Source organism: Nonomuraea sp. NPDC000554 (assembly GCF_040300065.1).
In the GTDB taxonomy this organism is placed as follows: domain Bacteria; phylum Actinomycetota; class Actinomycetes; order Streptosporangiales; family Streptosporangiaceae; genus Nonomuraea.
In genome coordinates this window covers 88,309-111,635 of the sequence record NZ_JBEPDC010000004.1, presented here as the reverse complement: position 1 = coordinate 111,635, position 23,327 = coordinate 88,309, and the positions used below count along the sequence as shown (strand labels likewise).

General features: G+C 73.0%; 11 protein-coding genes. 6 read left to right on the top strand and 5 right to left on the bottom strand.

Features of this window, described 5'->3' with window-relative positions; genetic code table 11:
- The first annotated feature begins 122 nt into the window (after positions 1 to 122).
- The 3 genes from ABT294_RS09375 to ABT294_RS09365 are packed head-to-tail and all read left to right on the top strand — an operon-like array spanning position 123 to position 3,104.
- Positions 123 to 1,004 (top strand): thiamine pyrophosphate-dependent dehydrogenase E1 component subunit alpha, encoded by an 882-nt coding sequence (locus ABT294_RS09375; protein ID WP_350804703.1) that lies wholly within the window; start codon positions 123 to 125, stop codon positions 1,002 to 1,004.
- On the top strand, positions 1,001 to 1,996 hold the full coding sequence (locus ABT294_RS09370; protein ID WP_350804702.1) for an alpha-ketoacid dehydrogenase subunit beta: 996 nt from the start codon (positions 1,001 to 1,003) through the stop codon (positions 1,994 to 1,996). Before ABT294_RS09375 ends, ABT294_RS09370 begins: the two co-directional genes overlap by 4 nt.
- Positions 1,989 to 3,104, top strand: coding sequence for a 2-oxo acid dehydrogenase subunit E2 (locus tag ABT294_RS09365; protein WP_350804701.1), 1,116 nt, complete (start codon positions 1,989 to 1,991; stop codon positions 3,102 to 3,104). The genes ABT294_RS09370 and ABT294_RS09365 overlap by 8 nt, the downstream gene beginning before the upstream one ends.
- 9 nt (positions 3,105 to 3,113) lie before the next feature.
- On the opposite strand, the gene ABT294_RS09360 is transcribed toward ABT294_RS09365, so the two are convergent.
- Genes ABT294_RS09360 through ABT294_RS09345 form a run of 4 tightly spaced genes read right to left on the bottom strand, consistent with a single transcriptional unit; the run spans position 3,114 to position 18,110 of the window.
- A complete protein-coding gene (locus ABT294_RS09360) occupies positions 3,114 to 8,741 on the bottom strand; it encodes a non-ribosomal peptide synthetase/MFS transporter (RefSeq protein WP_350804700.1) in 5,628 nt (1,875 codons plus the stop codon).
- Positions 8,738 to 15,148, bottom strand: a complete 6,411-nt coding sequence (locus ABT294_RS09355; protein WP_350804699.1) for a non-ribosomal peptide synthetase — start codon at positions 15,146 to 15,148, stop codon at positions 8,738 to 8,740. The genes ABT294_RS09360 and ABT294_RS09355 overlap by 4 nt, the downstream gene beginning before the upstream one ends.
- On the bottom strand, positions 15,145 to 16,623 hold the full coding sequence (locus tag ABT294_RS09350) for a condensation domain-containing protein (protein WP_350804697.1): 1,479 nt from the start codon (positions 16,621 to 16,623) through the stop codon (positions 15,145 to 15,147). Before ABT294_RS09350 ends, ABT294_RS09355 begins: the two co-directional genes overlap by 4 nt.
- Positions 16,624 to 16,625: 2 nt before the next feature.
- Positions 16,626 to 18,110 carry a class I adenylate-forming enzyme family protein gene (locus tag ABT294_RS09345; protein WP_350804696.1) on the bottom strand — a complete coding sequence of 495 codons (1,485 nt, stop codon included), beginning with the start codon at positions 18,108 to 18,110 and terminating at the stop codon, positions 16,626 to 16,628.
- 149 nt (positions 18,111 to 18,259) lie between these two features.
- Here ABT294_RS09345 and ABT294_RS09340 point away from each other — a divergent pair, with 149 nt between their 5' ends.
- The 3 genes from ABT294_RS09340 to ABT294_RS09330 are packed head-to-tail and all read left to right on the top strand — an operon-like array spanning position 18,260 to position 21,664.
- Positions 18,260 to 18,493, top strand: coding sequence for an acyl carrier protein (locus ABT294_RS09340; RefSeq protein WP_350805152.1), 234 nt, complete (start codon positions 18,260 to 18,262; stop codon positions 18,491 to 18,493).
- A complete protein-coding gene (locus tag ABT294_RS09335) occupies positions 18,486 to 19,742 on the top strand; it encodes a condensation domain-containing protein (RefSeq protein WP_350804695.1) in 1,257 nt (418 codons plus the stop codon). Before ABT294_RS09340 ends, ABT294_RS09335 begins: the two co-directional genes overlap by 8 nt.
- A complete protein-coding gene (locus ABT294_RS09330; protein ID WP_350804694.1) occupies positions 19,739 to 21,664 on the top strand; it encodes a N,N-dimethylformamidase beta subunit family domain-containing protein in 1,926 nt (641 codons plus the stop codon). Before ABT294_RS09335 ends, ABT294_RS09330 begins: the two co-directional genes overlap by 4 nt.
- A gap of 163 nt (positions 21,665 to 21,827) precedes the next feature.
- Here the strand turns inward: ABT294_RS09330 and ABT294_RS09325 are convergent, their stop codons facing one another.
- A complete protein-coding gene (locus ABT294_RS09325; protein WP_350804693.1) occupies positions 21,828 to 23,279 on the bottom strand; it encodes an alpha/beta hydrolase family protein in 1,452 nt (483 codons plus the stop codon).
- Between the last annotated feature and the right edge of the window lie 48 nt (positions 23,280 to 23,327).

Genomic DNA, 23,327 nt, shown 5'->3' with positions numbered 1-23,327 from the left:
GTTCGTCCACCCCAAGGCCCTCGCCCGTACGGTGCTGGGCTTCCTGGACGGCGCGGATGGTGGACGGGTGATGTGTGGCTTGTGTAGCCTTTCAGGAGGTTTTCCTGGGGCTCGAGAGGCCAATGGACAGACTGCCTGACGAGGACTTGGCGCTGCTGCTGCTGATCCGATTCTTCGAGCGGAAGCTCCTCGCGCTCTTCGAGCGGGGCGAGCTCAACGGCACCACCCACACCTGCCTCGGGCAGGAGTACGTCCCCGTCTCTCTGCGCCCGCTGCTGCGCGACGGCGACTGGGTGTTCAGCAACCACCGGGGCCACGGCCACTACCTGGCCCGCTTCGAGGACCCCGAGGGGCTGCTCGCCGAGATCATGGGCAGGAAGGGCGCGGTCTGCGACGGCGTCGGCGGCAGCCAGCACCTGCGCCGCGAGCGCTACCTGTCGACCGGGGTGCAGGGACAGAGTCTGCCGGTGGCGGCCGGGGTCGCGTTACGCCTGAAGAGGCACGAACCGGGCGCGCTGGCCTGCGTCTACGTCGGCGACGGGACGTGGGGCGAGGGCGCGGTGTACGAGGCACTCAACCTGACGCAGCTCTGGCGGCTGCCGCTGCTGGTGGTGGTCGAGCACAACGGCATCGCCCAGTCCACGCCGACCGAGCTGCAGATGGCGGGGACGATCGAGGGCCGGGCGCGGGGGTTCGACATCCGGCACCACCGGCTGGACACGTCCGATATTTCGCGTATTCGGGCCGAGCTGGCGCCGCTGGTCGAGCGGACCCGCGCCGAGTCGTCGCCGCTGGTCGCCGAGTTCGCCACCCACCGGCTCGGCCCCCACAGCAAGGGCGACGACACACGGCCCCCCGACTTCCCTCGCCCCGACTGGTACGGCTCCTACCAGGCCGAACACCCCGAGCAGTCGGCCCGGCTGGAGGTGGAGGCCCGCGCCCGCGTCGACCGGATCGCCGACGAGGTGGCCGCCCGTCCCCCAGCGGTCTGGACGGCCGCGTGAGGGTAGCCGAGAACCTCAACCGGGCGCTGCACGGCCTCCTGGAAGACGACCAGGACGTGTACATCCTCGGCGAGGACCTTCTCGACCCGTACGGCGGCGCCTTCAAGATCACCAAAGGGCTGTCCACCCGCTTCCCTGACCGCGTCCTCACCACCCCGCTGAGCGAGGGCGCCATCGTCGGCGCCGCCTCGGGGCTCGCGCTGGCGGGCGACAAGGCGATCGTCGAGATCATGTTCGGCGACTTCGCCGCGCTCGCCTTCGACCAGATCGTGAACTTCGCCAGCAAGTCCGTGTCCATGTACGGCACCCGGGTGCCGATGCCGATGGTGATCCGCTGCCCGTCGGGCGGCAACCGCGGCTACGGCCCCACGCACAGCCAGAACCTGCAGAAGCACTTCATCGGCGTGCCCGGACTGTCGCTCTTCGAGATGTCGCCGTTCCACGACAACCGCGCCGTCCTCGACCGCATGCTGGCGCTCGGCGAGCCGTGCCTGCTCTTCGAGGACAAGGTCCTCTACACGCGCCAGATGTACCGCCCCGGCGAGGTGGACGACCTGTTCACCTGGCAGCTCGTCGACGACGTCGCCGTGGTGCGCCTCGACGGGACTGAAGGGCTGGACTACGCGCTGGTCGTCCCCGGCGGGCTGGCGCACCGCGCGATCGCCGCCATGCGGACGCTGCTGCTCGACCACGACCTGGCGGGCGTGCTGCTGGTCCCGTCGCGGCTGTACCCGTTCGACCCGGCCGCGCTGCTGCCCGCGCTCGGGCAGGCCCCCCTGGTCTGCGTGGCGGAGGACGGCAGCGCGGGCGGCACCTGGGGCGCCCACGTCGCCGCCGACCTGCACACCCGCCTGTGGGGGACGCTCCAGCGGCCGGTCAAGCTGGTCAGCGCGGCCGACAGCGTGATCCCGACGGCCGCCCACCTGGAGCGCGACGTGCTGGTGCAGGACAGCACGATCTGCCGGGCCGTACTGGAGGGCCTCGATGGCTGACGAGATCCGGGTGCCGAAGCTGAACAACAACGACGCGGCGTACACGCTGCTCGAATGGCTGGCGGCGGACGGCGCGCGGGTGCGCCGGGACGACGTGGTGGCGTCGCTGGAGACGTCCAAGGCGGTGGAGGAGCTGGTCAGCGAGCACGACGGCGTCCTCACGCACCTGCTGCCGGTGGGCGCCGAGTGCGTGCCGGGCGAGCTGATCGCCCGCGTCGGCCCCCGCCCCGAACCCGCGGACGCCCTCGCCCCCGACCCACCGGCCGACCCCCTCGCGCCGGGCACGCCCGCGCAGCTGATCACCGCTCCCGCCCAGGCGCTCATCGACGAGCTGGGCGTCGATCCCGCACGGGTGCGCGCCCTCGGCGTGAAGGTGGTGAGGCGCGCGGACGTCCTGCGGCTCGCCGCCCCCAGCCCGGACGTTCCCGCCCTGGGCTCGGACGGCCCCGCCACCGGGGAGAGGGCGCACCCGCTGGGCAACATGCAGCGGGCCGTCGGCAGGACGGTGACGCTGTCCCACCAGACCATCCCCGCCGGATACACCGCCATCAAGGTGGACGTCGGCCCGGCCATGGCGACGGCACGGGACCTGACCAGGCGGGTGCGCAAGCTCGTCGGCCTGCCCGACCTGCTCATCGCCGCCGTCGCCGGGCTGCACGAGAGCTTCCCCCTGTTCTTCGCCCGGCTCGTGGACGACAGGACCGCCGCCGTCCCCGACAGCCCGCACGTCGGCGTCACGATCGACCTCGGCACCGGGCTGTACGTCCCGGTCATCCGAGACGCCCGCGACAGGAGCGTGCCGGAGATCGCCGGACAGCTCGCCGAGTTCCGCAAGCTGGCCCAGCACGGCGGCTTCAGGGAGGAGCAGCTGGCGGGCGGCAACATCGTGGTCACCCTGCACCACGACGCCGACATCGTGATGGCCGTCCCGATCGTCTTCCCCGGCCAGGCGTGCGCGGTCGCGCTCACCTCGCCGCAGCCGGAGGGCGAGCGCACGGTGGCGGTCGTCGGGGTCGCCTACGACCACCGGCTGATCAACGGCAGGGACGCCGTCCTGTTCCTCCATGCGCTGAAGGAGTCCCTGGAGTCGCCGTCCGAGCTCCCGTAGGCGGGCGGGTCAGAGGCGTCGGCCGAGGGCCTGGAGGCCGACGAGGTCGTCGGGGGCGGCGTCGGCGCTGCCGTCCACCAGGGACGGCAGCCGCGACCGCAGCGCGACCAGCGCCAGCACGGCCATCGCCACCGCGAACAGCAGGTACATCAGCCCGACCCCGCGCCCGGCGCCGGTGCCGATGAGCGCGCCGACGGTCGGCGCGAGCGGGCCGTCCGGCGCGAGCAGCGGGTCGAAGACCGCCGCCCCGTACGGCGCCACCAGCCCGAACCCGAGCGGCAGCGTGGACCAGGCGATCAGCGTGTTCAGCGCGAACACCCGTCCGTGGAACCGCTGCGGCACCTTGACCTGCACGATCGTGGCGTAGACGCCGTTGAGCAGGGTCAGCCAGAGCGACATCCCGAAGGCGCCGATCCCGATCGTGACCAGGTCCGCGCGCACCCCGGTGACGAGGCAGAAGGCGGCCAGCGCGAGCGTGCACCAGAGCACCGCCCGCATCCGGCTCCTGGCGGGGCCGCCCCAGACCGTCATGGCCAGGCCGCCGAGCAGCACGCCGAGGCCCGACAGGAACGAGATCCGTCCGACGTCCGGGAGCGTGGCGAAGGACAGCACGAGCGGCGAGATCAGCAGGAACAGCGGCGACAGGAACACGTTCAGGACCGCGAAGAACAGCAGCATCCGCCGGAAGCCGAGGTTGCCCCACGAGTACCGGAACCCGGCGGCCATCTCCGCCAGGACCGGTTCCTTACGCCGCCACGCCATGGCCGCCGGGAACCGCACCAGCGACGTGACCGCGATCGCGAACACGTAGCTGGCGACGTCCAGCACCAGGATGCCCTCCAGCCCGATGACGGCCATCAGCCCGACGGCCGCCAGCGGGACGAGCAGCTGCGTCATCCCTCCGGCCATCTGCACGATCCCGTTGGCGTGCCCGAGGTACCGCTTGGGGACGAGCTGCGGCACCGCCGAACCGTACGCGAGCCGCTGGAAGGTGAGCGCGACGGACAGCAGGGCCAGCAGCGGGTAGATGTGCCACGTCTGCAGGTTGTGCGTCCACAGCAGCACGCCGAGCAGGAGCTGCGTGCCCAGGGCGGCGTAGTCGCCGGCGAGCATGACGGTCCGCCGGTCGCTCCGGTCGACCACGGCTCCCGCCAGCGGCGCGACCAGCATGCCCGGCACCAGCCCGACGACGGCGAGCAGGGCGAACTGGGCGAGCGACCCCGTGGTGAGGTAGATCCAGATCGGGATGGCGAACTCGGTCAGCGCCGAACCCGTGATCGACACGAGCTGGCCGCTCGCCACGGCCACGAACCGCCGCATACTCGGCCCCGCCCCCACGACCCCAGCCCGCCGCGCGCCCCGCCCTCCGGCCTGCCGCGCGCCCGGCCCTTCGGTCTGCTGCCCGTGCTCGGGCCGCTCTCCGGCCTGTTCGGCGCCCCTTGGCCCGCCCCCTTCTTCGGGACGCCGGACGGTCGGCTGGGCGGTCCCGTCGCGGGACACCTCTCTCAGGCGCCAGCTCGTCCCCCTGACCGCTGTGTCCGCGTCGAGGGAGAGGTGCGTCCGGGTGACGATCTCGGCCAGCTCCTCCGCCCGGTACTTCAGGAAGAAATGCCCGGCTTCGTCCAGCTCGACCACCGCAGCCCTGGGGCTGAGGAAGTGCCACTCCCGGTAGCGCTCCTCGAAGAACTCGGTCGCCGGATCGTGCTCGCCCGCCACGCTGATGATCGGCGCGCGCAGCGGCGCGACAGAGCTCTCGAACAGCCCGGTGAAGTACTCCTCGGCGGCCTCGCTGTCCCTGCGCATGTTCCTGATGATGTGCCGGGCCTGTCCGGGGTCGAGGTCGCTCATGTCGAGCCCCATCGACGTCAGCCAGTTGGCGTAGCTGCGGTCGCTCCGCAGGAACTCGCGCCTGGCCAGCCTGGACAGCGCCGCCAGCGCCCTGTTGCCCGGCCGGGCGAACGGGAAGATCGCCCCGATGTAGACGGCTTCGAGGTCCCGTCCCGCCTCCTCCAGCCGCCGGGCGATCTCCACGGTCAGCGCCGAGCCGACCCCGCAGTGCCCGTACAGCGCGACCGGCCCCGGCACCTTCTCCTGGATCTCGGCGACGCACCGGGCGGCGACCTCGTCCAGTGGCAGGCGGTCCTCGTCCATGCCGACGTCGTGCCCGGGAATGGCCACCGACCAGAGCGCGTGCGTCTCAGGCAGCCGGTCGGCCAGCGGCTGGTACACCACCGCCGACCCCCCGCCGTACGGGACGCACACGTACGTGAGCTCGGCGGGACGGGCACGGCGCGGCGTCAGCTCGTGCAGCAGACCACGGGACGCGGTGGCGGTGCCGTCGACCAGCGCGGCCAGCTCACGGATCGTCGGATGCTTGAACAGGTCGACCACCGCGATCGGCGAGGACCCCGGCGGCAGCTCCCTGCGCAACCTGGCCACCACCTTGATCGCGAGCAGCGAGTGCCCGCCGACGTCGAAGAAGTCGTCGTCGATCCCGAACCCGGCGCCGTCGAGCACGTCCGTCCAGACGGCGCTGACCACGCGCTCGGCCTCGGTGGCCGGCGGGACGCGCTCGGCGGCCGGCTCGGGCGTCGCGGTGGGGGCGGGGAGCCGGCGGCGGTCCACCTTGCCGTTGCCGGTCAGCGGCAGCCGGGGCAGGGCGACGAACCGGGTCGGGATCATGTACGCCGGGAGCGACTCGGCGAGGTGGGCGCGCAGCCGCACCGGGTCCGGCTCAGGCGTGACCACGTAGGCCACGAGCTGCGCCTGGTTGCCGGAGCCGTGGGTGGCCACCACGCACTCGGCCACGTCCGGGTGGCGGGAGAGGTGGGTCTCGATCTCGCCCAGCTCGATCCGGAAGCCGCGGATCTTGACCTGGGTGTCGGCCCGTCCGAGGAACTCGATGACGCCGTCAGGCGTGTAGCGGCCGAGGTCGCCCGTCCGGTAGAGGCGCTCGCCGGTGCTCGGGCGGACGACGAAGGCGGCGGACGTCCGCTCCGGGTCCCGCCAGTAGCCGGTGGCCACGCCCGCGCCGCCGATGTACAGCTCGCCGGGCACGCCGACCGGGACGTCGCACAGGGCGCGGTCCAGGACGTGGAAGGTCTGGTTGGCCAGCGGGCGTCCGTACGGGATGGACGTCCACGACGGGTCCACCTCGCCGATCGGGTACGAGATGGACCAGATCGAGCCCTCGGTGGCGCCGCCCAGGCTGATGACCTCGGCGTCGGGGGCCAGGGCGCGGATGCGGTCGGGGAGGGTGAGCGGGATCCAGTCGCCCGACAGCAGGACCAGGCGTAGCGAGCTCAGCTCGGCGCCCTCGTGCTCGGCGTGGTCCACCAGCAGCTCCATCAGAGCCGGGACGGAGTTCCACACCGTGATGCGCTCCTCGCCGACCAGGCGGGCCCAGGCGGCGGGGTCCTTGTCGCCCGCCGGTTCGCCGATGACGAGCGTGGCTCCGACGGCGAGCGCGCCGTAGACGTCGTACACGGACAGGTCGAAGCTGAGCGCCGACAGGGCGAGGAACCGGTCCGCGGGGCCGACCTGGAAGCGCTGGTTGAGGTCCCGCACGGTGTTCAGGGCGGCCCGATGCTCGATCATCACGCCCTTCGGGGTGCCGGTGGAGCCCGACGTGAAGATCACGTACGCCAGGTCATCGGGCGCCGCCGTGCGGTCAACAGCCGGAACTTCCGGTACGTCGTGCGCGACTTGACGGTCAGCCGCGGGCACCTCTGGCGCGTTGGGCGCGGCTGGGTGGTCAGCGGCGGGGATCTCTGGCGTGTCGGGTGCTTCGACTGCCAGCCGTGTCACGTCGTCCGGCCAGGACAGGTCCAGCCAGGGCTGCGTGACCGCGACCGCGCACCCGCCGCGTTCGATCAGCTCGAAGCGCCGCTGGTCGGGCAGGTCGGCGTCGATCGGCAGGTAGGCGGCGCCGGCCATGTTGATCCCCAGCACCGCGACGACCTGCTCCCACCCCCGCTCCATCACGACCGCGACCAGCTCCCCACGGCCTACTCCGGCCTCCACCAACTCGGCCGCCAACGCCCGCGCCCGCCGACCAAGCTCGGCGTAGCTGATCGCGCCACCGGGATGAACCACCGCGGCCGCACCCGCGCCGACGACGGCACTCGCGTCGGCCGCCTCGCCCGCGCTCGCTGTTCCAGCCGCGTCCGTTGGCCCGCCTGCGTTCGGTGTCCAGAGTTGGTCGTGCAGGAGGCCGGGGGTGCCCAGATCGGTGGTGGTGTCGTTCCAGCGTCGCCGGTCCGCCCGCTCGGACGGCGTCAGCAGGTCGAGGGCGGACACCGGTACCGATGGGTTCGCCGCCATGCCCTCCAGCAGCGTCCCCAGATGACCCGCCATGCGTTCGATCCGTGCGGCGGAGAACAGCGCCGTGTTGTAGACGAACAGGAACGACCCGTCGCCTTCGGTGTAGAGCTCCAGGTCGAAGCGGGTAGCCCAGACCCCCAGCTCGAACCCCTCAACCGTCAGCGCCGCCCGCTCCGGCTCGCCACCGTAGTTCTGCATCACGAACAGCACCTGGAACAGCGGCGACCGCGACACCTCCCGCGGCACGTTCAGCTCCGACACCAGCCGCTCGAACGGCAGTTCCTGGTGGGCGTAACCGTCCATGGCCGTGTCGCGCACCCGGCACAGCAACTCCGCGAACGACGGGTCGCCGGACAGGTCCACCCGCATCGCCAGCATGTTGACGAAGCACCCGACCAGGTTGTCCAGCTCGGGCAGCGACCGTCCGGCCACCGGGGAGCCCACCGCCACGTCGTCCTGGCCCGCGTAGCGCCCGAGCAGCACCGCGAAGGCCGCCAGCAGCACCATGTACGGTGTCGCGCCGTGCTCCCGTCCGAGCCGGTCGAGCCGCTCGACCAGCGCGGGGGCGATGGAGAAGGAGTGCGCCGCGCCCGCGTAGGTCAGCTCCGGCGGACGCGGCGCGTCGGTGGGCAACTCCAGCGGTTGCAACCCGGCCAGCCGCTCCCGCCAGTACGCCACGTCCCCGTCCACGCCGGGCCGGTCACGCTGCCAGGCGGCGAAGTCCCCGTATGTCACGGGCGACTCGGCCACCGGCTCCCCGGTCTCTTCGGTGCAGAACGCCAGCACCTCTCGCAGCAGCACGTTCGCGGACCAGCCGTCCGCCGCGATGTGGTGCACGGCGATGGCCAGAACGTGGTCGTCGGCCGCCAGCCGCACCAGCAGGGCCCTGATGACCGGGCCCGATGCCAGGTCGAACGGCTCGGCCAGGAACGGGTCGACCAGCGCGCGGGCCGCCTCCACCGTCTCCGCCTCGGCGGTGGTGAGCGGGACCGTGACCTCGTCCGCGACGAGCACGGACGGCTGGCCGTCCGCACCTGCCGGGAAGCGGGTGCGCAGCGGCTGGTGCCTGGCGGCGACCCGGTTGAGCGCGCCCGCGAGCGCCCCGGCCGCGAAGGGCCCGCGCAGCCGCCGCACGAACGGGATCGTGTACGCCACGTTCCCCGGCGCGTACTGCTCCATGAACCACAGCCGCTCCTGTGCGTACGACAGCGGCGGTGACTGGCCGGGAGGCAGCGCCGGGATCGTCGGCCTGCTGCTCCGGCGACGCAGCCGCTGGGTCAACAACGCCCGCTGGGCCTCGCTCAGGTCGGTCATGTGTCCTCCCCGTCCAGCAGGAGCATCGCCTGTTCGTCGGACAGCGCCGCCACCTCCGCCATCAGCGCCTGCTCGACGGCGAGCGCCAGCTCGGCGACCGTGCGGCGGGCGAACAGGGTGCGGATGGGCAGGTCCACCCCCGCGATGGCGCGCAGCCGGGCGGCCACCCTGATGGCGAGCAGGGAGTGCCCGCCGAGTGCGAAGAAGTCGTCGAACGCGCCGATCTTGTCGGCGTCGAGCACTTCGGCCCACACGTCGGCGACCAGTTCCTCCGCGTCGGAACGCGGCGGCGTGTCGTCCCTGCCGACGGCACGCCCCGGCGAGGGAAGCGCCGCCTTGTCGAGTTTGCCGTTCGGGGTGCGGGGCAGCGCGTCGAGCATCACCCAGTGGGTGGGAAGCAGGTACGGCGGCAGCACCCCGGCGACGTACTCGCCCAGGCTCGCGGGTGAGCCCGTCGGCTCCGCGGGGACGACGTAGGCCACCAGGTCGCCGTCCCGGACGAGTACGGCGGCTTGGCGGACGTCCGGGTGGGTGAGCAGGCAGTGCTCGACCTCGCCCGGCTCGACGCGGAAACCGCGCACCTTGACCTGGTCGTCGAGGCGGCCGAGGAACTCCAGTTGCCCGTCGGGACGGAGGCGGACCCGGTCGCCGGTCCGGAAGTGGCGGCCCGTCGGGAGGGTGACGAAGCGCTGCGCGGTCAGCTCCGGCAGGCCGAGGTAGCCGCGCGCCACGCCGGGGCCGCCGATGTGCAGCTCGCCGGGGGCGCCGGGAGGGGTGGGCGAGCCGTGCGCGTCCAGCACCTGGATCGTGGTGGCGGACACCGGGCGGCCGATGGGCGGGTGCGGGTCGGCGCCGGTCAGGTCGGCGGCGGTGGCGATGATCGTCGTCTCCGTGGGCCCGTACGTGTTGACCAGCCGGACCCGGCCACCGAACCGCTCCTGCCAGCGCGTCACCGCGGACGCCTGGACCTGCTCGCCCCCCAGGATCACCAGGCGGAGCCGCTCCGGCCAGGCGATCTCGTCGAGCAGGTCGACCAGGTGGTGGAAGTAGGCCGTCGGCAGGTCGAGGACGGTGATGTCGGGCCGGTGGGCGAGCAGGTCCGGCAGGGTGGCGCCGCCGTCGGGCAGCAGCACCACCGTGGCGCCCGCTGCCAGCGCCGGGTAGACCTCCTCGGCGTGGGTGTCGAAGCTGAGGGACGCGAGCTGGACGACCCGGTCACCGGGACGCAGGCCGTACTCGCGTCGCATCCATCGGACCCGCTCGGCGAGCCCGGCGTGCTCGATCGCGACCCCCTTCGGCGTGCCGGACGAGCCCGACGTGTAGATCACATACGCCAGCCCGCCGCCACCCGCCGTTGCCTGCCGGGTGTCGGTCTCGGCCTGGCGGATGGTGAGGTCGTCCGTGATGGTGAGGGAGGTGGCGGTGGCCATCAGGCGCAGCCGCTCCGGAGGGTAGGACGGGTCCAGGGGCAGGTAGGCGGCGCCGGTTCGCCAGATCGCCAGCATGGCCACGATCGCGTCGATCGAGCGGTTGACGCGCAGGCCGACGATGTCGCCGTCGCCCGCGCCGTGCCCGGCCAGCTCGCCCGCCAGCCGCGACACCCGCCGCTCCAGTTCGGCGTAGGTCACCGCCTGGTCGCCGCACGTCACGGCCGTCTCGCCTGGGTGGGCGGCCACCGCCTCCGCGATCAGGTCCGTGACGGTGCCGCCCGTGAAGCCGGCTGCGGGCTGGTCGGTCGGCGTGCGCTTCGGAGGGGCGGGCTGGTCGGTCGGTGTGCGGTTCGGCGCTGTGGGTTCGTCGGACGGTGGGTGGGTCGACCGTGCGAGGAGGGCCTCGTCGGACGGGGTGAGCACCGGCAGGGACGACAGGCGGGTGTGCTGGTTGGCCGGGTCGGACAGGCCCCGGAGGACGACCGCGTACCGGTCCGCCAGCCGGGCGATCGTCTCGGCGTCGAACAGCCCGGCGTCGTAGCCGAACGCCATCCGTAACCGCCCGGGCGACGCCCACGCCTCCACGACCAGGTCGAACTTGGCCTGGCGGTAGCCGTCGTCGAAGAACGACATCCGCAGCGGGCCCAGGTGGTCGCGTCCGCCGTCGGTGGCCTGGCCGTTCAGGGTGAGCATGGTCTGGAACATCGGCTTCCTGCTGATGTCCCGCTCGACGTCCAGCTCGGCCAGCAGCTGCTCGAACGGGACGTCCTGGTGCGCCATCGCGTCGAGCACGGTCCGGCGCGTCCTGGAGAGCAGCTCGTCCAGCGTCGGGTCGCCTGACAGGTCGCCGCGCAGCACCAGCGTGTTGCTCAGGTATCCGACGATCGGCTCCAGCTCCACCCGGTCGCGCCCGGCGGTGGGCGTGCCGACGAGCACGTCGTCCTGCCCGGTGTGCCTGGAGAGCAGGACCTGGTACGCCGCGAGCAGCACCATGAACGGCGTCACCCGCTGCCTGCGCGCGGTCGCCTCCAGCGCGGTCGCGAGGTCGTCGGGCACGTCCAGCAGGTGGAAGTCGCCCCGCGCCGGCCCGGGACGGTGCGGCCTGTCGGTACGCAGGTCCAGCGTGGGCGGGTCGGCGAGCCGGGCGCGCCAGTACTCCTGCGCGGCGCTCCGGTCCTGCTCCCGCTGCCACAGGGCGACGTCTCCGGGTTGGACGGGCAGCGGCGGCGGTTCCGCCGAGGTGTAGAGGGCGGCCAGGTCGTCCAGGAGGACGGTGATCGACCAGCCGTCCGCGACGATGTGGTGGAGCACCAGGCACAGCACGTGGTCGTCCGGGCCGAGCCGTATCAGCGTGATGCGCAGCGGCGGCGCGGCGCCGAGGTCGAGCGGCGCGTTGGTGCGGGCGGCGACGAGGGCGCGCGCCTCGGCCTCGTCGCGGGCGTCCAGCCGCTCGACCTCTGCGGGTGCGGGACGTTCGACGACGGCCACCGGCCGCCCGTCCACCTCGGGGAAGCGGGTGCGCAGCGACTCGTGCCTGGCGGTCAGCGCGGTGAGCGCCCGGTGCAGCGCCGCCACGTCGAGCGGGCCCTGAAGCCTGCGGACGACGTACATGTTGTACGAGGCGTCGTCCGGGTCGAGACGGTGCAGGAACCAGAGGCGTTCCTGCGCGGGGGAGAGCGGGGGAGGCGTCCCGGGGGGACGGGGGAGCAGGGGGCGGGCGGGCGCGACCGGCAGGTCCTCCAGCGTCGCGGCGAACCCGGCCACGGTCGGATGGCTGAAGAGCGTCCGCAGCGGCACCGACGTTCCCGCGGCCTCCAGCCTGGCGACGACCTGGGTGGCCAGCAGCGAGTGCCCGCCGAGCGCGAAGAAGTCGTCGTCCGCCCCGAGACCTCCGGCCCCGAGACTTCCGGACCCGAGGACGTCGGCGAAGATCCTCGCCACCTGGCGTTCCCTGGCGGTGCGCGGCGGACCTCCCCTGCCCGCCGCCGGGCGTTCGGGCGCGGGCAGCGACAGCCGGTCCACCTTGCCGTTCGGGGTCAGCGGCAGCGCGTCCAACGCCACCACCACCGAGGGCATCATGTACGCGGGCAGCCACCGGGCGGCCCGGTCGAGCAGGTCGGCGGGGTAGCCCGCAGGTCCGGACGCGCCTGGACGGGCGACCACGTAGGCCACCAGGTCGTCCCCGCGCACGACCACGGCGGCCCGCCGCACGTCGGGGTGGTCCTCCAGTGTGGCCTCGATCTCGCCCAGCTCGATGCGGTGGCCGCGCAGCTTGATCTGGCCGTCGCCGCGTCCCAGGAACTCGAGGGTGCCGTCGTGCAGCCAGCGGACCCGGTCGCCGGTCCGGTAGCCGTCGGCGAAGCGGTCCACGGGCCGTCCGGGCTCGCGCAGGTAGCCGAGCGCGACGCCCGCGCCGCCGATGACCAGCTCGCCCGGCACGCCGATCGGCGCGGGGGTGCCCCACCGGTCGAGGACGCGCAGGGTGGTGTTGGCGATCGGCCGCCCGATGCGGACGCGGTCCGGCGACTCGGGCACGTCCCAGGCGGTGGACCAGATCGTGGCCTCGGTCGGCCCGTACATGTTGAGCAGCCGGTCCGCCTGCCCGCGCAGCGTCCTGGCCAGCGTGAGCGGCAGCGCCTCACCACCGGCGAGGGCGACCAGCCCGGACGCGTCGAGGCCGCCGGACAGCAGCATGCTCCACCCCGACGGCGTGGCCTGGACGTGGGTGACGCCCGACCCGGAGATCAGCCTGGCCAGCGCGACCCCGTCCCGGACGGTCTCGTCGTCGGCCAGCACCAGCCGCCCGCCCGTCACCAGCGGCAGGTAGAGCTCCAGCCCGGCGATGTCGAACGAGAGCGACGTGCTGCCCAGCCAGACGTGCTCGGGGGACGAACCGAGCAGGTGCCCCATTCCGGCCAGCAGGTTGGCCAGCGCCGAGTGAGGCACCGCCACCCCCTTCGGCCTGCCGGTGGACCCGGAGGTGAACATCACGTACGCGGGCACCCCGGAAGCACCCGCGGGCTCCCCCGCCTGCGGGCAAGCGGCCTGCTCATCCCGTACGGGCGCGGTCCGCTCGACGCGTTCAGGGAGCGATGCGTCCCGCACAGGCGCGATGCCCGCGATGTGTTCGGGGAGCGGTGCGATCCGGTCGACGTGTTCGGGGAGCGGCGCGGACGCGGGCGCCAGCGCGACGTGCGCGCCCGCCTGCGCGAGCAGGACGGCGACACGGTCGGCGGGCAGCGACGGGTCTATCGGCACGTACGCGGCCCCGGCCAGCATGACGCCGAGTAGCGACGCAGGTAGTTCGGCCGAGCGGGGCAGGCACACCGCCACCACCGACCCGGCCGCGACGTCGCGGGCGCGCAGTTCCCCGGCGGTCCACCGCGCCCTCTCGGCCAGTTCGGCGTAGGACATCGCCCGACCGGCGCACTCCACCGCCACCGCGTCGGGCCGCAGCGCCGCCTGCCGCAGGAAGAGGTCCACGACGGTGCCGTCGGGCACGTCGAGCGCGGTCTCGTTCCACTTGCCGAGGACCAGCTCGCGCTCCTCGGACGGCAGCACGTCCAGCTCGGACAGCCGGGCGTCCGGGTTCGCGACGGCCGACGCCAGCAGCGTGCGGAACCGCGCCGCCAGCCGTTCCACGGTCGGCTGGTCGAACAGCTCGGCGCTGTAGAAGAAGGCCCCGTGCAGGCCGTCGCCGTCGGGCCACAGGTCCGCCCGCAGGTCCACCATCGCGGGCGGGGCGCCGTGCGGGAAGGGCCTGCTCTCCAGCCCGGCGAACGTCGCCGCCTCCCCGTACCCGACGGCGGCGTTGTGCAGCGCGAACATCGTCTGGAACAGCGGCGTCCGGCTCAGGTCGCGCTCGATGTCGAGCGCCGACAGCACCCGTTCGAGCGGCGCCTCCCCGTGCGCCATCGCCTCCAGCACGGTGCGGCGGGTCCGCCGCAGCAGCTCGGCGAACGGCGGGTCGCCGGACAGGTCGCCCCTGAGCACCAGCGTGGACGCGAACAGCCCGACCATCGGCTCCAGCTCCGGACGGTCGCGTCCGGCGGTGGGCACGCCGACCACGATGTCGTCCTGCTCGGTGTGCCGGGCGAGCAGGGCCTGGAAGGCGGCGAGCAGCACCATGAACAGGGTGCAGCGTTCCGCGCGGGTCAGCCTGCCCAGCTCGGCCACCAACGCGGCAGGGAGGTCGAAGCCGGCCTCGCCGCCGGTGCTGCCCCGCTGGGCCTGGCGCGGTCGGTCGGTCGGCAGGTCCAGCGGCGCGGCGCCGCCGAGCTTGCCCGTCCAGTAGCCGACGTCGGCCTCGGCGGCCCGCTGCGCGTCGGCGTGGTCGCCGTAGCGGGTGGTCAGCTCGGGCAGGTCGGGGGGCGTCCCGTCCCTGCGGGCGGCGTAGAACCTGGCCAGGTCGTCCATCAGGACGTTGAGCGACCAGCCGTCGGCGATGATGTGGTGCAGGACGACGCAGAGCACGTGGTCGTCGTCCGCCAGCCGCACGAGGGTCACCCGCAGCGGCGGCGCGGCGTCCAGTTCGAACGCGGTGTTGACACGCGCCTCCAGCAGCCGGGTCGCCGCCGCGAGCAGCCGCGAGCCGCCCTCCGGCACCCGCGCGGCGTCCTCGCGCGTGGGCGAGCCGCCTTCCGGCACCCGCGCGGCCTCCTCGCGCGTGGGCGAGTCGCCCTGCGGCCGCCGCGCCTCGTCCTCGGGCGGGCGCGGGGTGGCGTCCTGGGCGCTGAGGTCGATGTGTTCGATCGGCACGGGGCCCGGCGGGTCGATGACGGCGACGGGCCGCCCGTCGTGGTCGGGGAACCTGGTGCGCAGCGACTCGTGCCGCGCCACCACGTCCGCGAACGCGCCGGCCAGCGTCTCGGCGTCGAGCGGGCCGCGCAGCCGCCGCACCACGGCGACGCGGTAGGCCGGGTCGGCGGGGTCCAGCCTGTGCAGGAACCAGAGCCGCTCCTGGCCGAGGGAGATCATGCGCGCAGCTCGCTGATCGCCGCCGCCACCCCGGCGACCGTGGGATCGTCCAGGAACACGTCGAACGGCACCTCCACGCCGAGCCGTTTCCTGATCCTGGCGCTGATCTGGGTGATCGTCAGGGAGTGGCCGCCGAGGTCGTACAGGTCCTCGTCCGGCGCGAGGTCGTCGATCCGCAGGACCTCCATCCAGATCAGCCGGACCTGCTCGACCAGCTCCCCGTCGGCCTGGCCGGTTCCGGTTCTGGCGGGTTCGGGCGTCGCGGCCAGAGGCGCGGACGCGGCGGCGGGCAGCGGCAGGTCTTCGAGCCTGACGTCGGGGTCGGCGGCGACCGCGTCCAGGACGGTGCGCAGGTGCCGCCCGGTCAGCTCGACGTCCTCGCGGGCGATGATGTCGGGGTTGTGGTGCAGGGTGAGCCGGAGGCCGTCGTCACCGTCCACGGCCTGTAGGTGGAGGGCGCTCCTGACCATGTGGTTGGACATCGTCCACTCGGCCGACAGCTCCAGCCCGGGGAAGGTCAGGTCGGCCGCGCGCCGCCGGAAGCTGATCGACACCGGCGCGAGCGCCGCCCTCGGCCTGATGCCGCCCACGGCCCTGGCCACCGGCACCTCGCGGAAGCCGTTCAGTTCGCGCAGCTCGGCCCTGAGCCCGTGGGCCAGTTCGCGGAACGTGGTGCCGGGCGAGGGCGTCGAGTAGACGGGCAACTCGGTGGCGAACAGCCCGATGTGCTCGCTCGTCCCGGGCTGCCTGGTGGACATGGCCACGGCGACGGCGACCTCGGCGTTGCCGTACCGGAAGAGCAGGGCGTGCACGGCCGCCAGGAACAGCTCGAAACGCGTGAACTCGGACGTCGTGGCCGGTACGCCGGGCAGGTCGAGCGGCACGCTCTCGGCGCGTCCGGCCGACACCGGCGTCCGCGCCGCGCCGCCGATGACGACGGACGGCACCTCGCGCCAGCGCGCCCGCCAGTACGCCTCGGCCTGCGGCGGGACCTCGGTGGCGGCCCCGTACGGCATGGGCAGCGGCGGCAGCGGGCCGCCGGAGTAGGCGGACGCCAGGTCGCGCACCAGCAGGTCCTTCGACACGCCGTCGAACACCAGGTGGTGGCCCACGAACAGCAGCAGGTGCCGCGTCGGCGTCACCTCCGCCAGCGTGAACCTCGCCAGCGGGCCACGGCGCAGGTCGAAGGGGCGGGCTAGCTCCCGGCCGACGAGCGCCTCCGGGGCGGGCGCGGACACGGCCTCGACCGGTGGCCGGTCGGCGGCGGGCACCAGGTGCAGGTCGCCGTCGCGCTCCTCGAAGGCGCAGCCCAGCACCGGATGCCGGTCGACGACCGCCTCGCACGCCTTCAGCATCGCCTCCCGGTCCAGCGGGCCGTCGAACCACATGGCGAAGGGCATGTGGTAGGCCGTGCCGGTGTCGTACGTCGCCTCGGTGATCCACATCCCGTGCTGGGCCTGCGATGCCAGGACCATCTTCACTCCTCTGCCAGACGGCGCAGTTCCCGCTTGATGACTTTTCCGGCGGCGTTCCTCGGCAGGACGTCCAGGCTGAGCAGCGACGACGGCAGCTCGTGCGGCGCGAGCCGCGACCCGAGGAAGGCGCGCACGTCGGTGAGCGTCAGCGGCTCACGTGCCACCACCGCCGCCGCCACGGCCATGCCCATCACCGGGTGCGGCACGCCGAACACGGACGCGTCGGCCACGGCCGGGTGGTCGTGCAGCGCGGCCTCCACCTGGAGCGTCGAGACCTTGAAGGCGCCCGACTTGATCACGTCGCTCTCCCTGTCGACGAGGTACAGGTAGCCCTCGTCGTCGAGGTGGCCCAGGTCGCCCATGCGCACCCAGCCGTCCTGGAAGGCGTCCCCGGTGTGCTGCTCGCGGTAGTAGGCGCGGGGGTGGGCGGCGGCCCGCAGCCACACCTCGCCGGTCTGCCCCGGCTCGACCGGCTCGCCGTCGGCGTCCGCGATCCTGAGCCGGGAGCCTCCGGCCGCGCGGCCGAGCGAGCCGGGACGGTCCTGGTCGTAGAGCATGATGGTCTGGGCCGGGGCGGCCTCGGTCGAGGTGTAGTAGTTCGCCACCGTCGCGTTCGGGAACGCCGTCGACAGCTCGGCCGCGACAGCGGGCGGGAGCGCGGCGGCGGCCGAGCCGAGCAGCAGCACGCTCGACAGGTCGTGGCGGTCCTGGACCCGCGCGTTGAGCAGCTCGATGGCCATCGCGGGCACCACGAACACCGTGCCCGCCGCGTACGACTCGACGAGCGCGGCGAAGCGGGCCGGGGTGAACAGCGGCAGGGTGACGACGCTGGGGGCTGCGGTGAGCGCGTGCAGCAGCATCACCTGTCCGGCGTTCGTGCCGATGGGGAAGGCGTGCACCAGATGCCGGGAATGGGCGAACGGGCGGCGCTTGGGGTGCACGGGTGGGGAGGTCAGGTTGGCGTGCGTGGCGGCGACGCCCTTGTGGCGTCCCGTCGTGCCGGACGTGTAGAGGATCTGCGCGAGCGAGAGGGGATCCACCTCGGCAAGGGGGCCGACCTCGGACGCGGCCGGGGCCAGCTCCGGGAAGGCGACGGCGGTGGGTGGGGTCCGGAGCTGTCCGAGCGCCGTCGCGAGCGGCTCGTGGCCGCCGTGGACGACCGTCGCCGCCCCGCAGTGCTCGATCATGTACGCCAGCTCGGGCGGGGCCAGCCGGTCCGACAGCGGCACGGCCACGCCGCCCGCCTTGAGCACCGCCATCCAGCTCACCGCGTAGTCCAGCCAGTCGCGGCCGCCGAAGACCAGCGCCACCCGGTCGCCCCTGGCCGTCCCGCGCGCCAACAGGGCTTGGGCGGCGGTGGTCGAGCGCGCGTCCCAGTCGCCGAGTGTCAGGACGCCCGTTCCGGCGACGACGAGCGCCTCGTGGTCGGGGTCGGTGGCGGCTCGCGAGGTCAGGAGGTCGGGCACTGGAAGGGCCGACTGAACCACCCCCAGAATTATTTTCGGGATGCAGCAAGACCGTAGAAAAAAATGCGCAAATGCGTCAACCCCTTACCGATAGCCGCTTGCCGCAATCTGGCCCCGCATGACACACTCGCCCCGAAATTCCCTGACAAGGGAGGGTTCGCCAGGTGCTGATGGACGGGGAACTACGCGGACGGCTCGCCGACATGATCGCCAAGGCCACCGACGGCGCGGTCGATCCGGCCGAGGTGATGGCAGGGCAGGCCCGGTTGGGCGACCTCGGCGTCACCTCACTCGCCTACCTCAGGCTGATCGACTCGGTCGAGGCCGAGTTCGGGGTCGAGCTCGACCCGTCGGCGCTCGACAGCCTGGACGAGTTGGTGGACTACGTGCGACTCCATGGCTGACGCGCCGCTCACGTGGGGGCAGCAGGACATCTGGCGCGCGGTCGTGGCGGCCGAGCCGCAGGAGCGCTATCTCACCATCGGACGCGTCTTCGCCGCCCCCAAGCGGCCCGTCACCGTGGAGCGCGCCGTCCAGGCCCTCGACCGGCTCGTCGCCCGGCACGAGTCGCTCCGCACCCGGCTCACCGGCCCGCGTGACGCTCCCCGGCAGCGGGTCGCCGACGTCGCGCGGATCGAGGTCGAGGTGGTCGAGTCCGAGCCCGTCCAGCGGGTGTGCGACCGGCTGGCGGCCGAGCCGTTCGCCTACTGGGACGAGTGGCCGCTGCGGGTGGCCCTGGTGGTCGCCGGGGGATATGTCCGGCATATCGCCCTGGTCCTCTGTCATCTCGCCGCCGACGGGCACGCGGCCGACCTCATCGTCAAGGACTTCCGGCTGCTCCTGCTGAGGGACGCGCTGCCACCCGTCCAGAGCGACACCCCGCGACAGCTCGCCGCGTGGCAGCACTCGGCGGAGGGCAGGCGCGCGTCGAGCGACGCGATCGGCTTCTGGCTCGGCGAGTACGCCCGCATCGACCCCGTGCCGGACCCGTCGCTGCCGCCGCAGCGACCGCGTTTCCGCGAAGCCACGATGGGCTCCACCGCGCTCGCCGCCGCCACGCAGGCGGTCGCCACCCGCAACCGGGTCAGCTCCTCGACGGTGCTGCTGACCGCCGCGATCCGGCTGGCGGGCGGGCTCACCGGGCAGCGGACCTGCGGGATGCGGGTCATCGTCAACAACCGCTTCGCCGCCGGGCGACGGGACGTGGTGTCCACGATCTCCCAGGAAGGGCTGTTGGTCCTGGACCTCGGCGACGCCTCCACCGGCTTCGACGAGCTGGTGCGCCGGTGCTGGGGCGTGGCGATGCGCGCCTACCGGCAGGCGCAGTTCGACCCGTACGCGATGGAGGAGGCGGTCACCGCCGTGGGGCCCGGCATCAGGTCGTTCGGGTGCTTCAACGACCAGCGACTCGTGCAGGGTGACGGGCCGCCGGGCGCCGACGAGCACGACGTCCGGGCCGCGATGGACAAGACCGAGCTGGCCTGGACCGACGCCATGGACCGCAACATCTGCGACTTCCGCCTGCACATCGGCGGCGAGCCCGATCGCATGGACGTGTCGCTCTACGCCGACACCGCGCTGCTCGCCCCGCCGGACATCGAGCGCTACCTGATGGACCTGGAGTCGCTGGTCGTCGAGGCGGCCTTCCGGTGAGCCTGTACGCGGAGGCGACGTCGTGCGCGCAGGGCGAGGAGCTGCGCTTCCGGCTGCTCGGCGGTGCCGGCGGCCCGATCACGGTGGAGGACGTGCCGTCGGGCCGCGTCATCCTGGAGGACGTGGCCGACGGTCCCGTCTGGACGCTCAAGGTGGGCGAGGGCTGGCCCAGCTCCCTCTACCGGGCCATCTACAACAACGTTTCCGCATATTTCGTGGTACGTGGAAGCGTGCCCGGTTCGTCGGTGCTGGTGTCGATCCCGTTTCCCACGTGGGAGGCGTACAACCGGCCGGGCGTCCCCGGTGAGGGGCTCTACCAGTCGGAGCAGCCCGACCGCGCGGTCAAGGTCACCTTCGACCGTCCGGGGGCCGGGCCGCAGATCGAGGAGTGGGAGCTGGGCCTGCTGCGCTGGCTCGCCCCCGCCGGGTACACCGTCGACTACTGCTCGGGCCTGGACCTGCACGACGGCCTCGACCTCCTCAGCCGCTACCGTCTGCTGGTCGTCAACGGCCACGACGAGTACTGGTCGTGGGAGATGCGGGACGCGGTCGAGGAGTTCGCACGTCGCGGTGGGAACATCGCCATCTTCTCAGGCAACACCTGCTGGTGGCAGGTGCGGTTCGAGGACGACCTGCGCACCATGGTCTGCTACCGCGACGCCGTCTCCGACCCCCTCGCCGCCACCGACCCCGGCCGGGTCACCGTCGAATGGCCCAGCGAACCCGTCAACCGTCCCGAGAACACCCTCACCGGCGTCACCTTCAGGAACGGCGCGGGCTGCTGGGTCGACTCGCGGGTGATGGCGCACGAGTCCTACACCGCCCGCTTCGCCGACCACTGGGTGTTCGAAGGGACCGGGCTGGCCGACGGAGACACCTTCGGCAAGGGCGCGCTCGGCTACGAGACGGACGCCGCCGACCTCGAATGGGTCGACGGCGTTCCGAGGGCGACGGGCCGCGACGGCACACCGCCGTCGTTCGTCGTCCTCGCCACCGCCGACCTGAGCCACTGGCGCCGGTACGGCAGGGGCGGCGCGGCCACCATGGGCATCCACCGCCTCGGGGCGGGCACGGTCTTCAACGCGGCCACCATCAACTGGGGCAACACCCTCCACGACCCCGTCCTGGAGCGCATCACCCAAAACGTCCTCGACCGCCTCTCCCACCCGGCAGGCCCACACACCTGGGACCCCATCGGCCCCGCCCCCGCTGGAAGCGCCCCGCCTGCCCCAGGTATCGCCGCGTCCATCCATGGGGGTATCTCGCCCGTTTACGAGAGTGACGCGGCCGCTCACGGGCGCGTCCGGCCTGCCCACGGAGGCGCAGCGGGCGGTGTCGTCGCGCGCACCCTGGTCGCGTGCGACAACCGGCTCTTCGCCGCCTGCTCTGACGGGACGCTCGCCGTCCGCGACATCTGCGGGCAGAACCTGCCGTGGCGAGTGGTCGACGAGACCGACGTGATCGCTCTGGCCGCCCCCCGCGAGGCGCACGGCGGCCCGCCCGCCGGCCTGTACGGGGTCGCCCCCGACGGCGCCATCCGCTACCGCGACCCCGTCCTGGCCCAGTCCGCGTGGCAGGACGTCAGCCGGGCCCCCGACGGCGCCACCGGCCTGGCCGCCGTGGACGAGGGGCTGTTCGCCGTCACCTCGGCGGGCGAGCTGTGGCATCTCCCGATCCGACGGCTCGACGCCCACGACTGGGCCCGAGCCGGCTCGGCGGCGGGCGCGACGAGCCTGACGGCGATGAACGGACGCCTGTTCGCCGTCTCCGGCGACCGGATCCTGACCAGGTCGGCCGAGCGGTACGAGACCTGCTGGGAGGACCTGGGCCCCGCTGAGGGCCGCACCGTCCTCGCCGCCGCCGCCGGACGCCTGATCGGCGCCAGGCCGGGCGGCGGCCTCTCCTGGCGGCCGGTGACTTGACCTGCTCTCCGCCCTAAAGGACGGAGATTCCCGTGCCGCTTACGCGGCAGCTCATGCCGCTTGCTCGGCCCGTGCTGTGGAACGGGGTGCGTAAGACAACAGGGGCCCACCTCTCGACGCGAGCCTGACAAACGCGGGGAGCAGGCCGGCCGCGAGCGAGGTGCTACTCGCAGGTGTTCTTGTCCGGGGAGCAGAGCTTGACCTCCGGGTAGCGCGGCGACGGCTCGTCCAGCAGGGTTTGCGGCTTGTTGCGCAGGTGCTGGTCGAAGAACGCGCGGACATACCTGCGGGTGATCTCCAAGGAGCGGACCCCCGGCACCTTGGCTCCCGCGTCGATGCCGAGTTGGTCCGCCAGCGGAACGATGTCGGTGAAGGACTCGTGCACGGCGCCGGTCAGCAGCAGCCAGCGCTTCCATCCGGTCAGGAGCTTCCAGTCGCGCTCCCAGGTGGCGGCCGCCGGGTTGCCGGACCCGGGAGTGTAGGTGGCGGGCTTGCCCAGGAACATGAACGGCCGCGACAGCTCGCCGTCGAGGATCCCAGGGGGCGTGGTGCCGTCGATGTCGATCCCGGCGCGGAGCCGGGAGTCCTTGACCATCGCGGCGATAGTGCTCGCGCCGCCTGCGGAGTGGCCCGCCATCGCGATTCTGGACGGGTTGATCAGCGAAGCGTCCTTCCACGTCGCGTGGGGCCCGATCAGCTGGTCGAGTACGTAGGAGACGTCGGCTGCCCGGCTCTTCGACAGCTTGGTGAAGAGCGATGGGTCGTGGTCGCCCTCGCAGGGGACACAGGTGGTGACCCGCCCGTCGGGGAAGGTGGTGGCGACGCTCTCGTACGTGTGATCGATCGCGGCCACCACGTACCCCCTGCTCGCCAGGTCCTCGGCGAGGGCGGTCAGTGTGCTGCGGGGCTTGCTGAAGCCGGGCGAGAGCACCACGAGGGGCAGGCCGTGCTTGCGCCCTGCGGGTTTCGCGTCGCTGTAGGCGTTGGTGCGCGTCTTGCTGAGCACGTCCAACGGCACGCTGGTTATCTTCGCGTCCTTGAGGAGGAGTTCCGACTCCTTCTGTGTCATGTACCGCGCCCGCCGACGGCCCTCTGACTTCGCCGGATACCACAGGGAGACCATCAGCTCCCTGGCCTCCACCGTGGGCACCCAGGGGTCGGGGCGAGAGGTGTCCTTCAGATACAGGGCCGTGGTGCCGACCGGATGGGTACCGGTCGGCCTGGGCAGATACGGCGTGCCGCTCAGCACACCCAAACCGGCGGCCGCGTCGCCCGCGAGCCCGGCCGGCGCAGCCGTGTCGGCCGAAGACCCGGCGGCCGACGCAGGCGCGGCGGAGGCGGCGACAGGCGCGGACGCGTACGCCGTGGAGGCGGGTGCGACACAGGCGAGCAGTCCGGCGACGACAGCCAGCCCGCTGCGGAGGATGGGATTCCGCGCCGTCGTGAGGGCGGCCAGGCTGGTGCGAAGGATGGGATTCCGCGCCGCGGGTCTTCCGCTGCCGGAGAACCCCGTCATGGCGTCGGCCGCGCCTCGCCCGGCTGCACGCTTCGGCTGGCCGGGCGCCGACGCCTCCGCGCCGTCGTGCCACTGGGCTGCGCTTTCCGGCTCGGTCACATGACCCATGGAATATCCGTCCTTCCGGTGGGGACGGCCGTCTCGGCG